The sequence below is a fragment of the Pseudarthrobacter sp. NKDBFgelt genome (assembly GCF_046097905.1).
Classification (GTDB): domain Bacteria; phylum Actinomycetota; class Actinomycetes; order Actinomycetales; family Micrococcaceae; genus Arthrobacter; species Arthrobacter polychromogenes.
Map to the genome: position 1 here is coordinate 1 of NZ_JBJURL010000084.1, position 18,137 is coordinate 18,137.

At 66.6% G+C, this 18,137-nt stretch carries 14 protein-coding genes and 1 tRNA gene; 7 read left to right on the forward strand and 8 right to left on the reverse strand.

From position 1 onward, the window contains the following. Window positions 1-210: 210 nt before the first annotated feature. Window positions 211-1,143, reverse strand: a complete 933-nt coding sequence (locus ACKAE7_RS17725; RefSeq protein ID WP_188811528.1) for a glutaminase — start codon at window positions 1,141-1,143, stop codon at window positions 211-213. Further along, window positions 1,140-2,744, reverse strand: a complete 1,605-nt coding sequence (locus ACKAE7_RS17730) for a CdaR family transcriptional regulator (RefSeq protein WP_188811530.1) — start codon at window positions 2,742-2,744, stop codon at window positions 1,140-1,142. Before ACKAE7_RS17730 ends, ACKAE7_RS17725 begins: the two co-directional genes overlap by 4 nt. A 184-nt stretch (window positions 2,745-2,928) precedes the next feature. Between ACKAE7_RS17730 and ACKAE7_RS17735 the strand changes: the two genes are divergently transcribed. The 5 genes from ACKAE7_RS17735 (at window position 2,929) to ACKAE7_RS17755 (ending at window position 10,484) form a co-directional block, all read left to right on the forward strand. Next, entirely contained in the window at window positions 2,929-3,999 is a 1,071-nt protein-coding gene (locus tag ACKAE7_RS17735; protein WP_408979897.1) for a LacI family DNA-binding transcriptional regulator, read from the forward strand. Between the two features lie 68 nt (window positions 4,000-4,067). After that, window positions 4,068-5,474, forward strand: a complete 1,407-nt coding sequence (gene uxaC / locus ACKAE7_RS17740; protein ID WP_408979898.1) for a glucuronate isomerase — start codon at window positions 4,068-4,070, stop codon at window positions 5,472-5,474. 74 nt (window positions 5,475-5,548) lie between these two features. After that, on the forward strand, window positions 5,549-6,940 hold the full coding sequence (locus ACKAE7_RS17745; RefSeq protein WP_408979899.1) for a mannitol dehydrogenase family protein: 1,392 nt from the start codon (window positions 5,549-5,551) through the stop codon (window positions 6,938-6,940). Further along, the gene (gene manD, locus ACKAE7_RS17750; RefSeq protein ID WP_190614724.1) at window positions 6,937-8,166 is read left to right on the forward strand and encodes a D-mannonate dehydratase ManD; all 1,230 of its coding nucleotides are present in this window, start codon (window positions 6,937-6,939) and stop codon (window positions 8,164-8,166) included. The genes ACKAE7_RS17745 and manD overlap by 4 nt, the downstream gene beginning before the upstream one ends. 50 nt (window positions 8,167-8,216) lie before the next feature. Next, a complete protein-coding gene (locus ACKAE7_RS17755) occupies window positions 8,217-10,484 on the forward strand; it encodes a gluconokinase, GntK/IdnK-type (RefSeq protein WP_408979902.1) in 2,268 nt (755 codons plus the stop codon). Between the two features lie 211 nt (window positions 10,485-10,695). Here ACKAE7_RS17755 and ACKAE7_RS17760 read toward each other — a convergent pair whose 3' ends face one another. From ACKAE7_RS17760 to ACKAE7_RS17775, 4 genes are all read right to left on the reverse strand, one after another. Further along, window positions 10,696-11,445, reverse strand: a complete 750-nt coding sequence (locus tag ACKAE7_RS17760; protein WP_408979900.1) for a maleylpyruvate isomerase family mycothiol-dependent enzyme — start codon at window positions 11,443-11,445, stop codon at window positions 10,696-10,698. After that, window positions 11,445-12,281 carry a fumarylacetoacetate hydrolase family protein gene (locus ACKAE7_RS17765; protein ID WP_408979901.1) on the reverse strand — a complete coding sequence of 279 codons (837 nt, stop codon included), beginning with the start codon at window positions 12,279-12,281 and terminating at the stop codon, window positions 11,445-11,447. The genes ACKAE7_RS17760 and ACKAE7_RS17765 overlap by 1 nt, the downstream gene beginning before the upstream one ends. Then, entirely contained in the window at window positions 12,281-13,411 is a 1,131-nt protein-coding gene (locus tag ACKAE7_RS17770) for a cupin domain-containing protein (RefSeq protein ID WP_188811544.1), read from the reverse strand. The genes ACKAE7_RS17765 and ACKAE7_RS17770 overlap by 1 nt, the downstream gene beginning before the upstream one ends. A gap of 195 nt (window positions 13,412-13,606) precedes the next feature. Next, entirely contained in the window at window positions 13,607-14,458 is an 852-nt protein-coding gene (locus ACKAE7_RS17775) for an IclR family transcriptional regulator (RefSeq protein WP_229666448.1), read from the reverse strand. Between the two features lie 48 nt (window positions 14,459-14,506). On the opposite strand from ACKAE7_RS17775, the gene ACKAE7_RS17780 reads away from it, so the two are divergent. Continuing rightward, window positions 14,507-15,847 (forward strand): aromatic acid/H+ symport family MFS transporter, encoded by a 1,341-nt coding sequence (locus ACKAE7_RS17780; protein ID WP_191036107.1) that lies wholly within the window; start codon window positions 14,507-14,509, stop codon window positions 15,845-15,847. Then, window positions 15,840-17,090 carry an FAD-dependent oxidoreductase gene (locus ACKAE7_RS17785; RefSeq protein ID WP_191036106.1) on the forward strand — a complete coding sequence of 417 codons (1,251 nt, stop codon included), beginning with the start codon at window positions 15,840-15,842 and terminating at the stop codon, window positions 17,088-17,090. The genes ACKAE7_RS17780 and ACKAE7_RS17785 overlap by 8 nt, the downstream gene beginning before the upstream one ends. A gap of 208 nt (window positions 17,091-17,298) precedes the next feature. Here ACKAE7_RS17785 and ACKAE7_RS17790 read toward each other — a convergent pair whose 3' ends face one another. Both ACKAE7_RS17790 and ACKAE7_RS17795 read right to left on the reverse strand, forming a co-directional pair. After that, window positions 17,299-17,670, reverse strand: coding sequence for a hypothetical protein (locus ACKAE7_RS17790; RefSeq protein ID WP_191036105.1), 372 nt, complete (start codon window positions 17,668-17,670; stop codon window positions 17,299-17,301). Window positions 17,671-17,840: 170 nt separating this feature from the next. Then, window positions 17,841-17,930 (reverse strand) — tRNA-Ser (locus tag ACKAE7_RS17795). Window positions 17,931-18,137 lie beyond the last annotated feature (207 nt).

Genomic DNA, 18,137 nt, shown 5'->3' on the forward strand with positions numbered 1-18,137 from the left:
TTGTGGTAGCCCTGGTCCTCGGCATGCAACGCCGACTCAGAAGCATGGGCATGACCGCCGTCGATCACGTGGTCAGGTGCGACCTTGTGGTCCTGTACAACCTCGTCTTTGGGGTTGATGGGCATGGGTGATCCTTTCGATACGGAGAAGATCCTGCTGGGAGGGAAAGAGGTGGGGTGGTGCGGCGCGCCCGGATCAGGGGCGCGTGGGTCAGAAAACGGACCAGCCGGTGAGGTCGGAAAGATCGGCGAGAGCGGCAGTACCGGCCAGCGAGTTGCCTTTGGCGTCCAGCCGCGGACTCCAGACACAGATGGCGCACTCGCCCGGAACGATGACCAGGATTCCCCCGCCCACCCCGCTCTTTCCCGGAAGGCCTACACGGTAGGCGAACTCGCCCGCGGCGTCGTACATGCCGCACGTCAGCATGATGGAACCGACGCGTTTTGCATCGCTGGGGGACAGCACGGGACCCAGCGATCCCTGCCCGGCCCGGGCCAGGAACAGCCCGGCCTTGGCCAGGTCTGCGCAGGTCATCATGATGGAACACTGCCGGACGTAGTTCTCCACCACCGCTTCGGCCGAGTGGTGCAGGTTGCCGAAGTTTTTCAGGAAGTGGGCCAGCGCCAGGTTCCGGCTGCTGTTGGCCAGTTCGCCGGCTGCCGCTGCCTCATCGATAGCGGGCCCGCTGCTGGCTGCCTGCGCGGTGAGGAACCGCAGGAGCCGGGCGGCGGCGTCGGGCGCCTTGTCCATCAGGTGGTCCGTGACCACCAGGGCGCCGGCGTTGATGAAGGGGTTCCGGGGGATGCCGTGCTCCACCTCGAGCTGGACCAGGGAGTTGAAGGGCGTGCCGGAGGGTTCGCGCAGGACACGGGACCACAGCGATCCTGTGCTGTCTCCGCGAAGCGCCATGGCCAGGGTGAACACCTTGGAGATGCTTTGGATGGAGAAGGGCGTGGTTGCATCGCCGGCGCTGAACACTTCTCCGGACGTGGTGGCGACGGCGATGCCGAATCTGTTGAAGGGGACGTCCGCCAGGAGGGGAATGTTTCCCGGGATGCTGCCTGACTCCCTTTCCGGCCGGTGGCGGAGGACGATGTCGTCGAGGAGCGGTCCCAGCGGCGGTGCCTGGAGTGTTGTTGTCATTTCCTGCCTGAGGTTTCGTTGGAAGGGGTCCCGGCCCACTCCTGGACGTGGAGCAGGGCCACCAGCGCGTCGCGGGGGTTGCTGAAGTCCAGGCCGGTGACCCGCGACGCCTTGCTGATCCGGTAGTAAACGGTGTTCTTGTGCAGCTGCATCCGGCGCGCGCAGGCGGCGACGTCAAGCGCGGCGTCAAAGTACGCCCGCAGGGTTTCGGCCAGTTCGCCGTCCTCCCGCAGCAGCCGTGAAAGGCTGCGGTGGCGGAACGTGGAGGCCGAGAAGTTCCGGACTGCCTCCCGGAACAGGATCTCGCCCTCGAAATCGTCCACCGTTCCCACGGACATATCCCCGGACCTGCCCACGCAGTCCAGGAGGGCCTCGGTCATGCGGGTCACCGAGTGGATGGACAGCAGGTCCGGAACCACCGGGCCGACGGCGGCAAAGGGGCTGATGCCCAGGTGCTTCCGTGCGTCCTTGATGATGGACTCTGCGAGGCTCCGCAGCCCGGGTTCGGCCGCGGCAGACTGCAGGCCTGGAACGATGATGGCCGTATCCCCCTTGAACTGCCCCACCACGGCGGACGCCTTGTAGGCAGCGGCGTGGATGGACGCCAGGTTGGCGAGTTCGCCGTGCTTGAGTGCGGCATCGTCGGCCTGCGCTTCGGCCTCCGACATGCCAATCAGGATCAGGGCAGCCGGGCGCTCCGCCGGGAGCTTTTCACTGTGGGCGCTGGCCGCGGCTTCCGCCGGGCCGGACAGGATCCGTGCCACGCGGTCTTCACGCATGTGCACGGACTGCTGGTTGCGGTACCGGATCAGTTCGGCGGAGGTCCGCGCAGCGGAACCCTTCAGCACATGGTCGACGTCGGGCCCGAAACCGGCTCCCGTCTCCTGGAGCCAGATGTAGCCCATGATGCGGTCGCCGGCAAAGAGCGTGATGGCCACGCGTTCGCGCAGCCCGTCCTGCGGCCGGGCCGGGACGCGCACGGGCAGCCGGGTTCCGTGCAGTTCGCGGTAGGCGCCCAGGTCCTTGAGCAGCAGCTCATATTTGCGGGGTCCGCGGCGCGCCAGGATCGATGCCTTGCGGAGTTCGTCGATGTCGTTGGAGACGGTGGAGTACGCCAGCACTTTGTTGGCCGCGTCCTCGATGACCACATGGCTGGAGGTGAGCCGTGCGGTGGTCTGGGCGATGGCGAAAAGGTCCTCCTCTAGCAGCGTGAGCACTTCACTCTGGTAGCTCGGCGGCTGGATCCTGTCCTTGGCAATGGACAGCAGCCGGTCCCAGTCCGCGCCGGGATCCACCAGCAGCAGTCCGGTGCCGGCATCGCGCAGGAGTTCCTCGGCCTCGGACAGTTCCCCGCGGCTTCCCTTCACGGCCACCACCGGTGGAGGGCTCTTCTTCAGGAGCCGGCGCAGTGCCGGCAACGCGGACCGGCCGCGGACCCCGATCAGCAGGACGAATGCGGCTGCGGCGTCGGGCGCTTCATCGTCTGCGTCCACGATCAGGAACCGCTCGATGGCAGGGCTGGCCGACGCCGGCCGCAGGACCAGGGTGGCGAAACCCAGGGGGAGATCCGCGAGGATATCGTCCACCGTCACCGCAGTCATGAGTGTCCTTCTGCATTCGATCCCATCGGACGGCTCTGTCCGGTCAACTCATGGTATCCAGCAGCAAACCCTGGAAATATGTGACCCGATCCAAACGTCGTGGCGGGTTTTCGGTTTGCTGGCCAAAAATATGCGTTGACCTGCTGCGGCCGGGCTCGAAGAGTGTCCTCGTTAGGATGGGGCGGTGACCGAACCCAAGATGCACGGCCCCGCAACCCCGGAGGCTGCGAAGAAGCAGCCCCGGGACGGCAAGGGCAATGCCACCATCTACGACATCGCCAAGGTAGCCGGCGTAAACCCTTCAACAGTGTCCAGGGCACTGAGCAAGCCCGGCAGGGTCAGTGCCAAGACGCAGAAACTCATCCAGGACGCGGCCGCCGAGCTGAACTACCAGGTCAATCCTTTCGCCCGCGCCCTGCCCACCGGCCGGACCAACACCTTCGGGCTGATCGTTGCCGACATCACCAACCCCACCTTCTTCGACATCATCCGCGGCGCCCAGACCACGGGCACCCTGCGCGACTACACCCTGGTCCTGGCCGAATCCGCCGAATCCGCCGCCACCGAACTGACCGCGGCGCGGCGCATGATGGCCACGGCGGACGGCCTGATCCTGGCGAGTCCGCGGATGGACGACTACGACATCCGCGCCCTGGCCCGCGACAAGCCCGTGGTGGTCATCAACCGCGAGGTGGAGGGCGTGCCCTCCGTCATCCCCGACGTGCGGAAAGGCATCGGCGAGGCAGTCCGCAGCCTCGCGGCCAACGGACACAAAAGGATCGCCTTCGTGGCCGGCCCCGCGCAGTCGTGGATGTCCGCACGGCGCTGGGAAGGTTTCCAGTCCGCCTGTGAGTGGTCCCGGCTCGAGGCTGTGCGGGTGGAATCCACCAAACCAACGGTCGACGGCGGCCGGCAGGTGGCGCGCGACGTGCTGTCCACCGGCGCCACCGCAGTGCTGGCGTACAACGACCTCCTGGCCATCGGCCTGATGCAGGAACTGCAGGCCGGGGGAATGGCGGTGCCGGACCAGATCAGCATCGTGGGCTTCGACGACATCTTCGGTGCGGATTTCACCACCCCGCCGCTGACCACGGTGCGCTCGCCGCTGGGGGAGTGCGGAGCTGGCGCGGCCGCCCGGTTGCTCGACCTGCTCCAGGGAAAGGGAAACGCGGAACCAGAAGGGACCCTGCAGATGGAGACCGAACTGGTGCTCCGCGGCTCCAGTGGCCGGATCCTCACGGCAGGTCAGCGTTAAACGGAAACAAGAATGGCAATTTTGGCAACCGGTTGACAATAACGGCTCCCCGGCCGGACCATGGACGTATGTCACTGTCGATTGCCGCCAACCCAGACAGGCTCCTGCCCGCGGATCCAGGAACGCGCAGCATCGCGCGGGACCTCCTGCAGCGCGTCCAGGACCTTCCCATCATTTCCCCGCACGGGCACGTTGATGCCTCCGTCATCGAGCAGAACACGCCTTTCCCGGACCCGGCAGCGCTGCTGGTCAGCCCGGACCATTACGTCACCCGGCTGATCCATGCCAGCGGGGTCCCGCTGGACAGGCTCCGGGAATCCACCGGATCGCAGCCGGACAGCCGTTCCGTCTGGCGCGAGTTCTGCAGGGCATGGCCGCTGTTCGAGGGCACCGCGTCCGGATACTGGCTCCGCACCCAGTTCTCCAGCGTCTTTGGCCTCGCGGGGGAGCTGGGCGCGGACACTGCCGATGCCAGCTATGACGCCATCTCGGCGAAGCTCCAGGAGCCGGGCTTCCGGCCCCGTGAGCTGTTCAAGGACTTCAACATCGAGGTCCTGGCCACCACCGATGATCCGCTGGACACGCTGGACAGCCACAAGGCCATCGCCCAAGATTCCACCTTCCACGGGCGCGTCCTGCCCACCTTCCGCCCGGACGCCTACCTCAACATCGCCCACCCCGCGTGGGCGGAGAACGTGGACCGGCTCATCGCGGCAGCGGGCGACGGCGGCACGGGCTATGGCGCCTACCTCACCGCCCTGGAAAACCGGCGTCGTTATTTCGTGGACCACGGCGCGGTCTCGGCGGACCACGGCGTCCGCACCCCCGCCACCCTCAAGCTTGACGCCGCGGACGCCGCGAAGCTGTTCGACCGCGCCCGATCGGGCACGGCGACGGCCCGGGACCGCGACGACTTCGAAGCCCACATGATGTACCAGATGGCCAGGATGTCGGTGGAGGACGGCCTGGTGATGACCATCCACCCCGGCTCGTACCGCAACCACCACGAACCAACCTTCACCACCTTTGGTGCCGACACCGGTCATGACATTCCGTTCGCCATCAACTACACCGAGGCCATCCGGCCGGTCCTGCAGGACTTCGGTACCGCCAAGGATTTTCACCTGGTGCTGTTCACCCTGGATGAGACCGTGTTCTCCCGCGAACTGGCCCCGCTGGCCGGCTTCTACCCGTCCGTATACCTGGGCGCGCCGTGGTGGTTCCTGGACGCACCGGATGCGATGCTGCGGTTCCGGTCCGCCGTCACGGAGACCGCCGGATTCTCGCGTTCCTCCGGCTTCATCGACGACACCCGGGCCTTCTGCTCCATCCCGGCCCGGCACGACGCCTCACGCCGGATCGAAGCTTCGTTCCTGGCCCGGCTGGTGGCCGAACACCGCGTCAGCGAAGAGCGCGCCCACGAACTCATCGTGGACATCGTGGACGGGTCGCCCCGGCGGGTGTTCAAGCTGTGAGCACCGAGCTGAACCACGCTGCCACGCCGGCTCCGGCTACGACCATTCCACAGCTGAACCGCACGGTTCGCCCATTGCCCAAGGCCCCAGTGCGGATTGTCCACCTGGGCCTTGGCGCCTTCCACCGCTCGCACCAGGCCTCGTATACCCAGCAGGCCCCTGACGCCGCGGACTGGGGCATCGCCGCCTTCACCGGCCGCCGCCCCGATGCCGCGGTTGCCCTCGCGGAACAGGACGGGCTGTACACGCTGGTGGAGCGCGCGGACAACGGCGACTCCTTCACCGTGGTGGGCAGCATTGTGGAGACCCTGGATGGCGCGGATGTGGCCCGGCTGGCCCGGCTGGTGGCAGCGCCGGCCACGGCAGTGGTCACCTTGACCATCACCGAGGCGGCCTACGGCCTGGGCGCCGACGGCAAGCTCGACACCACAGCACCCGGCGTCGCCGCTGACCTTGTCCGGCTGGCCTCCGGAGACGCCCCGGCCACCCCCCTTGGCCGGCTGGTGCTGGCACTGGGAGCACGCCGCGATGCAGGGTCCGGTCCGCTGGCCGTGGTCTGCTGCGACAACCTCTCCAACAACGGCGCCGTGGCGCGGGAGGCCGTGGCGGGCTTCGCCGGTGCGTTGGACGCCGGCCTGGCCGCCTGGATCGCCAATGAGGTCAGCTTTGTCAGCACCTCAGTTGACCGCATCACCCCGCGTACCACCGGGGAGGACATCGCCGGTGTCCAGGCCGCCTGCGGCTACGGGGACTCCTCGCCGGTCATTGCTGAACCCTTTTCGAGCTGGGTGCTGAGCGGGGACTTCCCCGCCGGCCGCCCGCGCTGGGAAGACGCGGGAGCGCTGTTCGTTGAGGACATCGAACCCTATGAAAACCGCAAGCTCTGGCTGCTCAACGGCGCCCATTCGCTGCTGGCCTACGCCGGGCAGCTGCGGGGGCACAGCACCGTGGCGGAGGCCTTGGCAGACCCTGTGTGCCTCCAGGCCGTGGAAGCATTCTGGGACGAGGCTGAGGCCAACCTGTCAGGGACGGAAGCGACGGCGGACCTGCAGATCCCTGCGTACCGTGCCGCCCTGCTGGCCCGTTTCGGCAACGCCAGGATTGCGCACATCCTCGCCCAGATTGCGCTGGACGGCAGCACCAAGTTGCGGATGCGCGCTGTTCCGGTCCTGCAGGCCGAACGCGCAGCCGGCAGGTCCGGGGCGGCTGCTGCGGCCATGATTGCGGCATGGATGGACTTCACGGCCGCAAGTGCATCCTTCCAAGACCCCCTGGCTGACGCCGTGGACGCGGCCAACCTGCTTGCCGGTACGGAACGGATCCGTGGCCTCGTGGCCTTGGTGGACCCCATAGTGGCCGGTGACGACTCCGTAGTGCGACTGATCGAAAGCTTGCTGGGAGGCTTCGACAAGCCCGCCTCCACTTCTACAGAGGCACCCGACCCCCTTCGAAAGGACCTGCAGTGAAAATCATTGCCGCTGACGTCTTCGTGACCAGTCCCTCCCGCAACTTCGTGACCCTCCGGATCACCACCGAGGACGGTGTGACGGGCATCGGAGATGCCACCCTGAACGGCCGCGAGCTGGCCGTTGCCGCCTACCTCAAAGAACACGTTGCCCAGCTGCTGATCGGCAAGGACCCGCACCGGATCGAGGACACCTGGCAGTTCCTGTACCGCTCCTCGTACTGGCGCCGCGGGCCCGTGACCATGGCCGCGATCGCCGCGGTGGACATGGCGTTGTGGGACATCAAGGGCAAAATGGCCGGAATGCCGGTCTACCAGCTCCTCGGCGGGGCATCCCGCAACGGGCTGCGCGCCTACGGCCACGCCTCGGGAGCTGACCTCCCCTCCCTGTTCGATTCGGTCCGCGAGCACCTGGAGCTGGGGTACAAGTCCATCCGCATCCAGACCGCCGTCCCGGGCATCAAGGCCGTCTACGGTGTGGCCGCGCAGGCCCAGGCCTCGGGTGAACGCTATGACTACGAGCCCGCCGGCCGCGGCGCTTTCCCCGTCGAGGAGGACTGGGACACCCGCGCCTACCTCCGCCACCTGCCCACCGTCTTCGAGGCGGTCCGGAACGAATTCGGCCCCGAGATCCCGCTGCTGCATGACGGCCACCACCGGATGACGCCGATCCAGGCCGCGAAGCTGGGCAAGGCGCTGGAGCCGTACGACCTATTCTGGCTGGAGGACTGCACCCCGGCCGAGAACCAGGAAGGCCTGCGCCTGGTCCGCCAGCACACCACCACACCGCTGGCCATCGGTGAAATCTTCAACACCGTCTACGACTACCAGACCCTCATCAAGGAACAGCTGATCGACTACGTCCGCGCCGCGTCCACGCACTTCGGCGGGATCTCGCCGCTGAAGAAGGTCATGGACTTCGCCGCGCAGTACCAGATCAAGTCCGGCTTCCACGGCCCCACCGATATCTCCCCGGTGGGTTTCGCAGCCCAGCTGCACGTGGGCCTGGCCATCCACAACTACGGCATCCAGGAATACATGCAGCACTCTGACAAGACCAACGAGGTCTTCCAGCAGTCCATGACCTTCAAGGACGGCTACCTGCACCCGGGCGACAAACCCGGCATCGGCGTCGAATTCAACGAGGAAGCCGCCGCTGCGTTCCCGTACCAGCAGGCCTACCTGCCCTACAACCGCCTCATCGACGGAACGGTCCACGACTGGTGAACACTCCCAAGCCCCAGGAAACCGCCCAGGCCAAGCTCCGCGTGATCGTCATGGGCGTCTCCGGCTGCGGCAAGACCACCATCGGCGACCTCGTCGCAAGGGAACTCGGTGTCCCCTTCCTCGACGGCGATTCCCTCCACCCCGTGGAGAACGTCGCCAAGATGGCTGCCGGCATGCCCCTGACCGACGAGGACCGCTGGCCGTGGCTCGCCACCGTGGGCACCGAACTGGCAAACGCGGGCGACGGCGGACTGGTCCTGGCCTGCTCCGCACTGCGCCGCAGCTACCGCGACGCCATCCGGGAACAGGCGCCGGACACCGTCTTCCTGCACCTGCACGGCAGCAAGGACGTCCTGAGGGCACGGACAGAAGGGCGCTCCGGGCACTTCATGCCGCCGGCCCTCTTGGACTCACAGCTGGCCACACTTGAACCGCTCGAGGCCGGCGAAACCGGCATCGTGGTGGACATCGCGGCGCCCGTGCAGCAGGTGGTGCGGGAGGCACTCGACGGACTTGCCGCCGTCGGCCCTTCCCCGGAACGTAGTGCAGGAGGTGCCGCGGGCACCCAGCCCCGCCAGTTCGACGTCGACCTCCAGGCCGCGCCGTTCAATCTCGACGACGACGCCGTTGCGTGGGTGGGTTCCACCATCGCCGGCATGAGCCTCGAGGAAAAGATCGGGCAGCTGTTCATCAACCACAACAACGACTACTCCCCGGAGTACCTCGACGGCGTGCTGGGGAACTATCATGTGGGCGGCATGCGCTACCGGCCAGGCCCCTCCGCCGCAGTGCAGGAACACATCCGGTACGCCCAGTCCAGGACCCGGATCCCGCTGCTGGTGGCCTCCAACCCGGAAATGGGAGGAGCCGGCAGCTGCGCCGACGGCACGTTCGTGTCCACGCACCTGCAGGCCGGCTCGCACCCGGACAAGGCCATCGCGCGGCAGATGGGCCAGGTTGCCGGCGTCGAAACCGCGGCGCTGGGCTGCAACTGGGCGTTCGCGCCGATCGTGGACATCCACTACAACTGGCGGAACACCGTCATTTCCACCCGGTCCTTCGGCAACACACCGGAGATCGTGGTGGAGCGGGCCAAGGAGTACTTCGACGGCATCAGCGAGTCACCCACCGTCTGTGCCATGAAGCACTTCCCCGGCGACGGCATCGACGAACGCGACCAGCACGTGGTCACGTCCTACAACACCCTGGGCTACGAGGACTGGAACCGGACCTACGGGCACGTGTACCGGGAAATGATCGGCCACGGCGTGCAGTCCATCATGATCGGGCACATTGGGGCACCGGAACTGTCCCGGCACTTCCGCCCCGGCCTGGCCGACGCGGACATCCTTCCGGCCACGCTGTCTCCGGAGCTGCTCCAGGACCTGCTGCGCGGGGAGCTCGGCTTCAACGGGCTGGTCCTCACGGACGCCTCGCAGATGATCGGCCTCACCCAGGCCATGAAACGCAAGGACCTGGTGCCGGCCACCATTGCTGCAGGCTGCGACATGTTCCTCTTCTTCCGCAACCCCGCGGAAGACTTCGGCTACATGATGGACGGCTACAAGTCCGGCGTCATCACCGAGCAGCGGCTGCATGATGCGCTGCGCCGGATCCTGGGGCTGAAAGCGTCCCTTGGTTTGCACGTGCGGCCGCGCGCGGAACTCGTGCCGCCCGTGGAAGCGCTGGACAGGATTGGCAGCGAGGCCCACCGCGCCATTGCCGCGGAGATCGCGGACAAGACGGTCACGCTGGTCAAGGACACGGCCCACAACCTGCCCATCACGCCGCAGACGCATCCGCGGATCCGGCTGTACGGCATCTCCGGCGGGGCGGACTTCACGCGCGCCGATCCGCTCGCCTACCTGGACACCGTCAAGGAGGAACTGGAGGCCGCCGGCTTCGAGGTGCACCTGTTCAAGACGGCGGACCAGCGGGAGGCCGCAGGGGAGACTGGCGTGAATTTCATGTCAATCATCTCCGAGGAAGCCACCGGGGACTATGCGGACAAGTACGACGCCGCTTTTGTGTTCGCCAATGTGAAGGGGTTCGCCCAGGAGGCGGCCATCCGGATCAAGTGGTCCACTCCCATGGCCGCGGAGATCCCGTGGTATGTCACCGAGGTTCCTACCGTGTTCGTTTCGCTGAACCAGCCGAACCACCTGATTGACGTGCCCATGGTGAAGACGGCGATCCACGCCCACGCCGGGTCCCGCGAGGCAATCCGGGCCACCATCGAAAAGATCCAGGGCAAGTCCGCGTTCCAGGGCACGTTCAACGACAACGTGTTCTGCGGTTCCTTCGACACAAGGCTCTAGGAAGGGCCGTCGTCGCAGAGCAGGTGGTACCTCCCGGTTGGCCGGCCCGTCACTCACAAGATCTACCGCGACGCCGCCCACCACTCCCGGCTCGTTCTGCCCTTCACCACTGGCAGGGCCGGGAAGAAGTAGCCGGCAACAGGCTGGGAACGCAAAAAGAGAAAGCCCCTCCATCAGGGGCTTTCTCTTTTTTGCTGCCGCGTGGAGGTGCCTAGATCCACTTCGGTGCGGCGGGGGTGCCTTCGGTAGTGCCCGGTCCGGTGGCCGTGACGCCGTGGGAGCCGCGGCCCGCGGCCCATTCGACGACGGCGGGCAGCGGCCCGGCGACGACGGTCGGGTCCGCGGCGCCCGAGTCTCCCAACGCCAGGGAAGTGCCCGTGACCTTGATGAGGAGCCCGGTGTCGGTGCCGCGGGTGTGCCAGGCACCGGTGATGTCCTTGAGCAGGCGTTCCAGGACGGGGGCCGGGATGTCACTGAAAGTGGCGCCGTTGTCCAGGTCCACGGCGTGCATCCAAACTTCCCGGGTCCGCATCCACACGGTTTCCTCCGCCGGGACAATGCGTCCCTGGGCGGTCTTGACCTTGTGGTGCCAGGCGTCGGCGGGCAGGTCGCGCCATTCGACGTTCAGGTGCACGGCCGAGTGGTCGAAGAGGTGCCGCAGCGCGATGGGGGACAGGGTGGACCCGAAGTCGATTTCGTAGTTGCGCGCCTCAGGGGAGGCGTACATCGGGGTTTCCACGCCGGTGGCTGCCCATTCGATCAGCCGTGCGATGGCACGGGCGTTGTAGCCCACATGTGCCACGACGTGGCGGCGCTTCCACCCCGGGAGGAGCGTGCCGCCGTCGAGCTCTGCGTCGGAGAGCTCGTTCAGCTTGCGGGCGAAGAACGCGGTGCCCCGGCGCGCCTGGAGCAATGCGTCCAGGAGCGCCGGGTCCTGCGTCTGGTCGTGGCGGGCAACCATCAGGCTTCCTTGACCACGCGGTTCGTCAGCTGGCCGAGGCCTTCGATGGTGGTCACCAGGACCTGGCCCTCCTGCAGGTAGCGCTTGGGGTCCTGTGCGTGGCCCACGCCGCCGGGGGTGCCGGTGGCAATCACGTCGCCCGGGTTCAGCGTGATGATCGTGGAGATGTAGGAGACCAGGAATTCGGGGGTGAACACCAGGTCCGACGTCGGGGTGCTCTGCTGGACGTCGCCGTCCACCGCGGAGGTCATGAGGGGGCCGGGGGTGAATTCGTCCTTGGTGACCAGGGCCGGGCCGAACGGGGTGGACTTCTCCCAGGTCTTGCCCTGGAGCCACTGGATAGTGCGGAACTGGTAGTCGCGCATGCTGATGTCGTTCAGGACCGCGTAGCCGGCGATGTGGCCAGCGGCATCTTTCTCGCTGATCCGGCGGCCCTGCTTGCCGATGACGACGGCGAGTTCGGCTTCCCAGTCCACGGTGTCCGATTCCTGCGGCAGGGCAAGATCGTCGTTGGGCCCGATCAGGGACTCGGCGTACTTGGCGAACAGGGTGGGGTACTCGGGGACTTCCCGGCCCATCTCCTTGATGTGGTTGCGGTAGTTGTGGCCCACGCAGATGATCTTGCCCGGGGAAGGCACGACGGCGGCAAGGTCCGCGCCGTCGAGGGGGTGCGTTGCGCCGTTGGCCGCCTTCGCCGTGGCTTCCCAGGCGGGGTCCTGCAGCAGGGCGCCAACGTCCGCGAAGCCGGGGATCTCGGTGAGGGTATCGCCGTCCTGGCGGACCGCCGTCGTTACTGTTTTGTTCCCAACGGAGGTGCGGAGGGTGAGGAGTTTCATTACTTGGTGCGTCCTTCGATGTAGGTGCGGTTGAAGTTCAGGCGCTCAAAGATGGGGGCGTCGCTGAAGCGGAACAGATCAAACTCAGAATCGGCCTGCAGCGACCAGGCAGCCCAGGACGGGACGACGAACAGGTCGCCCTTGGCCAGCTGCTTCGTTTCGCCGTCCAGGACCACGGAGCCGGTGCCCTCGAAGACCTGCCAGACGCTGGAGCCCACCTCGCGGACGGCCTCGGTGGTGGCGCCGGCGCGGAGGCGGTGGAACTCGGCCCGGATGGTGGGCATCACGTCCCCGCCGGTGGTGGGGTTGGTGTAGCGGATGGCGGCGTGGCCCTGGGAGACGGTGGCCGGGTGGCCTTCGTCTTCCAGGAGCAGCTGCTCGCGCAGGGCGGCGTCGGTGTACTTCCACCGGTACGCGGCGATGGGGGAGCTGGTGGTGTCGTCCAGGCCGGAGAGCGGGCGCAGGCCGGGGTGGGCCCAGAGCCGCTCGGAGCGGGAGATGTCCGGGGTGGCTTCGTCGGTGACACGTTCGGTGCCGAACTCGAAGAACCCGGCGTCGGCGTAGTGCACGAACGGGATGTCCAGGCCGTCGATCCAGGCCATGGGCTCATCGGTGTCGTTGTGGTGGCCGTGGAAGTTCCAGCCCGGGGTGAGCAGGAAGTCGCCCCGGGACATCCGGACGGGGTCGCCGTTGACAACCGTCCACACGCCTTCACCCTCGACGACGAAGCGGAACGCGTTCTGGGAGTGGCGGTGCTCCGGGGCGGTTTCGCGGCCGCCGAGGTACTGGATTGCTGCCCACAGCGTGGGGGTCGCATAGGCGGTACCGCCAAGTCCCGGGTTGGCCAGGGCAATAGCCCGGCGCTCCCCGCCCCGGCCCACGGGCACCAGGTCACCGGCACGCGCCGCCAGCGGGTAAAGGTCGCTCCACCGCCACACATGCGGCACAGCCTTCGGGGTGGGGACCATGGGCATCAGGTCACCGATCTCGGTCCACAGCGGGATCAGGTTCTCCTTGTCGAAGTCCTTGTAGAGCTGCTCAAGCTGCGCAGCCTCCTCCGGCGTCGGCTCCGGGACGGTAAGCCCGGCGGCCACTGATTCATGGGTCGTGTTCTCGGCGCTGATGGACACGTGGGCCTCCTTTGTAGGTCAGAACAGTTCTTTGGCGTGGCCTGACTCTACGGAAGGACGGGGTGTGAGCTCCAACATATTCTGCTGTTCAGAATTATTGGAGGGTGACGTGGAAGCGCTGGCGGTGCAGCGGCATAGGTCCGCGTGTGCTTGGTGCGGCTGCGTTCAGTCCGGCTGCGTCTAATCCGGCTGCGTTTAATCCGGCTCTGCCGGGTTCGCCGCGATATCGATCTCAAGCTGCCGGCAGCATTCCTTCAGGGCGGGAACCAGCCCGGCGTCGAATACTGCGCGGAAGCGGGTAGCGGGGGTGGCGACGCTGAGGGCGCCCACCACGTGCCCGTGCCGGTTGTGCAGCGCCATCCCTAAGGCACTCACACCGTCCTCCGTCCCTTCGAAGTTGGCTGCGAAGCCGTTGCCGCGGATGGACTCCAGTTCGCGCAGGAACTTCGGATACTCGTCGTCGGGGATGGTGTCTCCGCCAATCTCGGCGTTGTTGCTGCGGAACAGCTGTTCCAGCATGTGCTGTTCGAGTTCCGCAAGCATTGCCTTGCCGCCGGAGGTCTTGTTCGCCGGCATCACGGTGCCCTGCCGGTCGCCGACCCGCAGCACATTGTTGCCCTCCACTGTTGCCAGGAAGCGGACCTTGGTGCCCACGCGCACCATGAGGTTCACCGTCTCGTTGAGCTGGGCTGAGAGGAGCTCCATATGGGGCTGGGCCAGCGAACGGAGCAGCCTGGTCCAGCTCAACCCGGCCGGGCCGACTCCCATGGCCGGCCCGGGAACATAGCGGCGGGTCTCGTCCTGCACGGCAAAGCCCCGGTACACCAGCATGGCCAAGAGCCGGTGGGCGGTGGAGGGGGCCACCCCCAGCTCCTCGGCCGCATCCTTCAGGCGCAGCGTTCCGCCGTCGCGCAGGAGCTGGAGGAGCTGCAGCGCATTGTCCACCGCCTCGATGGAATAGGTGGGCCGCTTCTGCACGGGCTTTTTCTGCGCAGGCTTCCGCGCCGCCGTCTTGGTAGCTGCTTGCGGAAGCGGGTTTTTCTGCACATCAGAATTGTATTGTGGTTCATCTTCCATGGCCATGACAGTAGTGGGATGAATCACACACTTCCCGCTGCAGCGACGCAACGGTCCTCGCCGGGGGACTCCACCCCCACGTCCAATGACGGGCACGGCCGGTTCTCCAAGGTCTCGGCAGCCGCAGTCCTCGTGTGCTGGCTGCTGGTGGTCTTCGATGGTTACGACCTCATCGTGTACGGCACTGTCCAGTCCTCCCTGATCACCGAAACCGGGTGGGGCCTGACCAAGGCCACCGCCGGGACCGTAGGTTCCATGGCCTTCCTGGGCATGATGATCGGGGCGATCTTCGCCGGCCGCATGGCCGACTCGTGGGGCCGCCGGAGGACCATCCTCGGCTGCGCCATCGTCTTCTCCATCTTCACCGTCCTGTGTGCCTTCGCCCCCAACGCCGCTGTTTTTGGAGCCCTGCGACTCCTCGCCGGTATTGGACTCGGCGGCCTGGTGCCGTCCGCTAATGCCCTGGTTGCGGAGCTGGTTCCCGCCAAGTGGCGCTCCATCGTGGCCACCCTGATGATGTCCGGTGTCCCGATCGGCGGCTCCATCGCCGCCCTTGTTGGCATCCAGCTCATTCCGGCCTTCGGCTGGCAGTCGATGTTCCTGGTGGCCGTGCTGGCGCTGGTGATCGTGGTGCCGCTGGGCCTCAAGTACCTGCCGGAGACCCTGGCACCCGCCGGCAACGCTGCCTCCAAGACGGCAGCTGCGACCGCCGTGGCCAAAGAACCGTCCGGCTTCTCCTTGCTCCTCCGCGCGCCCTACCTGGGCATCAGCATGCTCTTTGCCGTTGCCACCATCGCCACCCTCTTCGCCTGGTACGGGCTGGGCACCTGGCTGCCGAACCTCATGCAGCTGGCGGGCTACAACCTGGGGTCCGCACTGACGTTCGCCCTGGCCCTGAACCTCGGCGCCGTTGCCGGATCCGTCATCACCGCCTGGGCGGGAACGCGCTTCGGACCCATTCCGACGGCGATCGCGGCAGCCGCCGTCGCCGCCGTCGCGCTGGTGGTACTGGTGAGCGGGCCCTCCGTCTCCATCGTCTACCTCATGCTGGTCCTCGCCGGAGTCGGAACCCACGGCACCCAGTGCCTCATCATCGCCGCGGTGGCCAGCCACTATCCCGCCCATCTGCGGGGAACGGCACTTGGCTGGGCCCTCGGCACGGGCCGGATTGGCGCCGTCGCAGCACCCCAGGTGGGTGGCCTCCTGCTGGCCGCCGGGCTGGGAGTCAATTCCAACTTCCTTGCCTTCGCCGGAGCCGCAGCCATCGCAGCGGGCCTGCTGGCCGCCGTCGGCATCAACCTCAAGTCCAAACTCTCAACTTCCCCTTCAAACCCAACAACAGGAGTTAGCAATGTCTGAGCACGCCACGTCCACCGATGTCCTGGTGATCGGAGGAGGGATGGCCGGCCTGGCCGGCGCCCTCGCACTGCGCGAGAACGGTGCCAACGTGACCCTGGTGGAGCGCGCCCCCGAATTTGGCGAGGTGGGCGCCGGGCTGCAGATGGCACCCAACGCCTCCCGCGTCCTCCGCCGCTGGGGCCTGCTGGAGAAGGCGCTGGAAATCGGCGTCCAGCCCAAGCACCTGGTGTTCCGCGACGCCGTGACCGGCGAGGAACTCACCCGCCAGACGCTGAACGGCGAGTTCGAGGAGCGCTACGGCGCGCCCTACGTGGTCATCCACCGCAGCGACCTGCACCGGGTCCTGCTGGAAGGCTGTGAGGCGGCCGGCGTCAAGCTCGTAAACGATGTCACGGTGGAGAGCGTCGAGACGGTCGGTAACCGGGGCGTGGCCCACACCCTGGCCGGCGTGGACTTCGAGGCCGACGTCGTGATCGGCGCTGATGGCCTCCGTTCCACCCTGCGCCCGCTCGTTGCCGACGATGAGCCGGTTTCTTCGGCTTACGTCGCATACCGCGGCACCGTGCCCATCACCGACGAGACGCCCAGGACGGACCTTGAGGATGTCATTGTCTACCTCGGACCGGACTGCCACCTGGTGCAGTACCCCCTGCGCAAGGGCGAGCTGCTCAACACCGTGGCCGTCTTCAAGTCGCCGTCCTTCGAACGCGGCGAAGAGCAGTACGGGGGAGTGGACGAGCTTGAGGCCGCCTACAAGGACTGCGTGCCGGCGGTACAGGAAGCGCTGAAGAACCTGGCTACCGGTATCCGCTGGCCCATGTACGACCGCAACCCCATCGAGAACTGGGTTGCCGGCCGCATGGTGCTGATGGGCGACGCTGCGCACCCCATGCTCCAGTACCTGGCCCAGGGCGCCTGCCAGGCCCTCGAGGACGCTGCCGCACTGCAGGATGCTTCCGTCGGTATCGTCTTCACTTCAGAGGGTATTAACCCCAAGGCCTGGGACGTGGCCCTTCGTGAATTCAATGATGTTCGCGCCGGGCGCACGGCCCGCGTCCAGCGCACCGCCCGTGTCTGGGGCGAGTCCTGGCACGTGTCCGGCCTGGCCCGCACACTGCGCAACCTGCTGTTCAAGAGCCGGAAGGACAACAACTTCCAGTACAACGACTGGCTGTACGGGCAGGACAGCGACGGCGTCCCCTCCCTTACGCCCAAGCGGGTTGCCGAGACGGCAGCGGCATAGCATGGGCAGCACAGTCCTCCAGTTGGTTGCCCGCTGTGGACCTTGATCCCCTAGGCGCCCGCCGTGCGCTGGGGCAGAAAAGGCTGCCTGCGTAGCGGGCAAAGAGCCAGAAGTCAGGCCTTGGACAGTGTCCGGGGCCTGACTTCGTTGACGCTGTCTTCCTTCCGTCGTCGAACCCGCGTCGTCGAACCGCCGGTGGGCGGTCTGGTCAGGTGGCCGATTCGCTCGTTTGGCCATGGGAGCGGCCGAACCGCTGGAGGTAAAGGAACACTCCAAGGAATGCGATGACACCCAGCAGCGGCCCAGCCCAGGCGGCAACCGGCGTGCCGCGGACAAGTAGCGCCCCGGCTCCGAGAATGCTTCCTGCAAAACCAACACCGGGACCCGCAGTGCCAAGCCTCCCTTGGATCTTCCGGCCGGCCTGGCGGTACCGGAGACTGAGGAGGACAACGAAGAGGATGAAGGCTCCGCCTATGACGAGGTTCCAGGGCCAACCTGCCATTGCCACAACGCTCAGGGTCAGCCCGTACGTGGCGGCCAAAGCCAGCCAATAGTTCCTTGCGGTGGTGTTGGTACTCATCCGCATCCGCCTGTGAAGTCCATGCGGTAAAACATACCTACCCCCGCTGCGCAGTTCACGCGCGCTGGTGGGCACGTGGACTGCAGCGCCCGTGGCCCGTGCACCACGTTCAGCGCAAAGCAAAAGGCCCTGCTTCCCTTTGGTTATCAGGGAAGCAGGGCCATTCTTATTGGCGGTGACGGTGGGATTTGAACCCACGTTGGCTTTTACACCAAACAACATTTCGAGTGTTGCACCTTCGGCCGCTCGGACACGTCACCAACCTCAATAGGGTACCGGAGCAAGGCGTGCATCCCCAAAACGGGATTGTCGGGAGGGGCTCCCGTTGCCTCGACAAAGAGGCCGGAAAAGATTTTCAAAAATTCTTTCAGCCGGGGTGCGCTGGCCCCCTTAAATGTCAGACCCTCCCATGAGGATGGATTCATGGAAGGCAATTCGGCGGTGGTGGAGGCGGAGGCGGTGGTTGA

Excerpts from the sequence above, each read along its gene's own strand:
- ACKAE7_RS17725 (WP_188811528.1), bottom strand. The coding sequence starts at position 1,143 with ATGACAACAACACTCCAGGCACCGCCGCTGGGACCGCTCCTCGACGAC.
- uxaC (WP_408979898.1), top strand. The coding sequence starts at position 4,068 with ATGTCACTGTCGATTGCCGCCAACCCAGACAGGCTCCTGCCCGCGGAT.
- ACKAE7_RS17780 (WP_191036107.1), top strand. The coding sequence starts at position 14,507 with ATGAATCACACACTTCCCGCTGCAGCGACGCAACGGTCCTCGCCGGGG.
- ACKAE7_RS17760 (WP_408979900.1), bottom strand. The coding sequence starts at position 11,445 with ATGGTTGCCCGCCACGACCAGACGCAGGACCCGGCGCTCCTGGACGCA.
- ACKAE7_RS17730 (WP_188811530.1), bottom strand. The coding sequence starts at position 2,744 with ATGACTGCGGTGACGGTGGACGATATCCTCGCGGATCTCCCCCTGGGT.
- ACKAE7_RS17755 (WP_408979902.1), top strand. The coding sequence starts at position 8,217 with ATGGGCGTCTCCGGCTGCGGCAAGACCACCATCGGCGACCTCGTCGCA.
- ACKAE7_RS17765 (WP_408979901.1), bottom strand. The coding sequence starts at position 12,281 with ATGAAACTCCTCACCCTCCGCACCTCCGTTGGGAACAAAACAGTAACG.
- ACKAE7_RS17785 (WP_191036106.1), top strand. The coding sequence starts at position 15,840 with ATGTCTGAGCACGCCACGTCCACCGATGTCCTGGTGATCGGAGGAGGG.
- ACKAE7_RS17790 (WP_191036105.1), bottom strand. The coding sequence starts at position 17,670 with ATGAGTACCAACACCACCGCAAGGAACTATTGGCTGGCTTTGGCCGCC.